Origin of the sequence: Candidatus Cyrtobacter comes (genome assembly GCF_034470605.1) — a bacterium.
GTDB lineage: Bacteria > Pseudomonadota > Alphaproteobacteria > Rickettsiales > Midichloriaceae > Cyrtobacter > Cyrtobacter comes.
This window is the reverse complement of record NZ_JARGYT010000110.1, coordinates 1-3,248: the sequence shown is the minus strand read 5'-3', so window position 1 is coordinate 3,248 and position 3,248 is coordinate 1. Positions and strand designations below refer to the sequence as shown.

The 3,248-nt window shown below is 32.0% G+C and carries 5 protein-coding genes; all 5 read right to left on the bottom strand.

Annotated elements, in window-relative coordinates; genetic code table 11:
• On the bottom strand, nucleotides 1–668 hold a 668-nt coding region (locus Cyrtocomes_RS05675; protein WP_322498221.1), incomplete at its 3' end, for a hypothetical protein.
• A gap of 55 nt (nucleotides 669–723) precedes the next feature.
• Nucleotides 724–915: a hypothetical protein gene (locus Cyrtocomes_RS05670; protein WP_322498220.1), complete on the bottom strand. Its 192-nt coding sequence runs from the start codon at nucleotides 913–915 to the stop codon at nucleotides 724–726.
• Nucleotides 916–1,181: 266 nt separating this feature from the next.
• Nucleotides 1,182–2,042: a hypothetical protein gene (locus Cyrtocomes_RS05665; protein WP_322498219.1), complete on the bottom strand. Its 861-nt coding sequence runs from the start codon at nucleotides 2,040–2,042 to the stop codon at nucleotides 1,182–1,184.
• Nucleotides 2,043–2,084: 42 nt separating this feature from the next.
• Entirely contained in the window at nucleotides 2,085–2,288 is a 204-nt protein-coding gene (locus Cyrtocomes_RS05660; RefSeq protein WP_322498218.1) for a hypothetical protein, read from the bottom strand.
• A 30-nt stretch (nucleotides 2,289–2,318) separates the two neighbouring features.
• On the bottom strand, nucleotides 2,319–3,041 hold the full coding sequence (locus Cyrtocomes_RS05655) for a hypothetical protein (RefSeq protein ID WP_322498217.1): 723 nt from the start codon (nucleotides 3,039–3,041) through the stop codon (nucleotides 2,319–2,321).
• Between the last annotated feature and the right edge of the window lie 207 nt (nucleotides 3,042–3,248).

The following is a 3,248-nucleotide window of genomic DNA, read 5'->3' as shown; positions in this document are numbered from 1 at the left end:
TTACTAAATTCTTCAAGAATTTTATTAAAATCAAACCTCTTTGTATTTTCTTTATTATTTTCAAGGCAAAAATGCTCTAAAAACTTAACAAGCGCTTTGAATTTCCCAATCTCGAAATCATCTTTGAAAAATAGCCAGTTCTTTTTAACAAATAGCTCCACAGTTTTACTTTTAGAAATATCTTGATACAATGCTTTTTTATCTGTAGCCAAAAGCTCCTCACATGAAACTAAAAACCTTTCATAAATAATTTCTTCTTTAATAGTCTCTGTAGTTATCTTTCCTTTATTTAAGGATATAAGAATCTTTGCTTTGTCAAACCCCCATTTACTTTGTAATTCACCTTTTATCTTAGCAAGCTCTTCTTCTGTAATTTCATCTTTTTGAATTTCACCTTTTTGAATTTTTATAATATTAGTGCAGATTTCTTTTTCTAAAACATCAAGCGCATATTGACGTAAGATTGTATCTTCAATATCAGGAGAATTTGTTCTTGAAAGAAGGCCTGGTATTTTTTTTGGATCAAAAAGAGCAGCAATCAGCTGTACCATCCCATCAGTACTTTGAATAGAAAGCTCTTGATCAGTACTTTGAATAAAAAGCTTAGAAAGCTCAGAAAGCTCTTTATCAAGTACTTTGTGATAAGATTTAAGGCCTATAACACCCAACCCCTGTTTAATATCATCATTTTCATTACTTGGAAAATAACGGTTAAATGTATCTTTAAAATTTTTTTTTTATATATTGCCGCATCTCTTCTTCTGGCGTCTTCCCAGGCCCAGCACCCTTAGGCTCAGCGCTCCCAGGCATATCTTCAGCGCTCTGCTCTAACTCATCTGTAAAATCAGGAACAAGATGTGATATAGAGCCATAAATAAGCATCTTTAATCCTACTTCGTTGATTGTATTTTGCATATATAGGAATATAATATAAACCTCCTATGATATAGATTTAAATGATATATTATATACTCATAGTATAATACACCTCATGAAAGTGGTATGGACCTTACCTAAACTTATAGTTATTTAAGTGAAATTAGCATAACAAGGCTAATAAGCTGTAATGCAAGAAGTATTATGCCACCTCAAATAAAATGGCTATATAAGATAGAAACTCGATTAGATTGAATTTTAGAAACAAACTCTATAAAATCATCCTAAAAACTCCTGGAATCAGGTTACGAATAATTGAAATTATGGTTTACGAACCAGTCTTTACATGGTCCTAAAATACTCTCACATACACTAAAATAAGATGGATATCCATCATATAAAGATGTTTGATGGCTATCTTCGCAGCTAGCATTATAATACCTATTTATAGCATCTTTACACATAGATATGGCATCTAACCGATAGTTATTTTCTATATCCTGATCTGAAGAAACCCACTTATTTGGATTAGCAGACAACTTAAAAGTAACCTTGTATGTGTTCATAATATTCTGTATCTCACCGCTTAAGTTATTTAGAATATCATTGGTTGATATAGGATCAAGTTTACGAATAATATTCCACCCAGCAATCACTTTTAAATCCATGGAATTTACATGTATATCATTATCCATCGCACCAACAACTATATTTGGCATTTTATCCTCATTGAGGATATATAGTATATCGAGAGAATGCTCTATCTCCTTAGAAAATATACAGTTAAAGTTCACTTTCATTATATGTCTCACACATTTATGCAAAAGCAAATCATTAATTACACATTCAATATTGAATACTCTATTAAAAATCACAATTTTTTTCACGAGACGCCCAGCCCTCATATCACTATCAGGAATTGCGATACATGTTTCAGGATATACAATCTCAAAACCAATAGAATGCATACTAGAAGGATCGTATCCAGTAGTATCAAACCCCAATACTTCAGTATGTGTCCTCACACAAAAATAGTCAGCATCACTGAGGTTTTTAAGTGATTGGAAACGCATTAAATTGCCAGTACTATCCGCAATATCACCAAGCTGAACAAACAAATTAAACAACTCACTCCAATTAGAGAAAGTTCTAAGCCCGATCTCCACAATGAAACAATATAATAAAAAACAGCTATTTAAAAAATAGAACTATAAATCTTCCTTCATACCTAAATCACTTAAATTAAGATGAGGCCTGAAACCTTCTTGCACCTCCAATGAGCTTGAATCATCTGACTCAATAGGAAATTCCACGAACCAATCATGCCCTAAAACACTTTCACATATACTTAAAAGAGATTGTACATTTGTAGTGCCTTGATACTCATGCAGCTTTTTCTGGCAGTGATTCACAACGCCTTGATATTTTCCTTCAGTATATATTTAATAATTTTCTTTAGCATACCAATCTAGAATTTCTTTATTTAAATTTTCAAAATAATCTGAAAATTCATTGTATCCAAAAGTATTGCTATATAAGCTGAAAATACTTTTAAATTCATTACTTAAATTACCTAAAACACAATCTGTTGATATACGATCAAGCTTTAAAACAACGTTCCAGTGAGCAAAAGAATTTAAGACCCAATCTGTATAAGCAGCAACACCATCATTTTCAGCCCCACTAACTACACCAATAACTATATTTGGTATTTTGTTATTATTATATATATCATGTATGTCAGGAGCCTTCCCTATCTCTTTGGTAAATATACAATTGAAATTTATTTTGATCGTATATTCGTTGCATTTTTGTAGCAGAACATTATCAGTTACACAATTAATCTCAAGTACATTATTAAAAATAACAGCCGTACCATTAATCTTGTGATCTAGCATCTGCCTATTAAAAAATTTGATGCAACTTCCCAAATTTGAATCACAATACCCATTATGTACAGAGATCGGAATTCCGGCAACAGAAGAACTCACTCCCTGAGTTCCTGCTTGTACACAAAAATAATCGGTATCATTTTTATTAGCAAAGACTTTTAAAGAATTAAATCGTGAAACCAAACGGCCTGTAACAGAAATCATATTAGCAAGTCGCATAGAAGCACCAACTAGCTCATTCCAATTATAGAAAGTTGTAGAATTAACACTCATAATCAAACAACAATTACAAACCTATAAATCCTCTTTTATCTGTAAATCCTCTTTTATCTGTAAATGCTCTTGGAGCAGATCTGAACCATTTTCCTGGAGCGGGCTGTTTAGGCACTGTTAACAAAGGTTGTATTTAATAGATGCTAAAGCTATAAAGGCAAGGAAAGAGAGATCGGATTTCTCAAATCGTAATGCTAAGCGTCGATT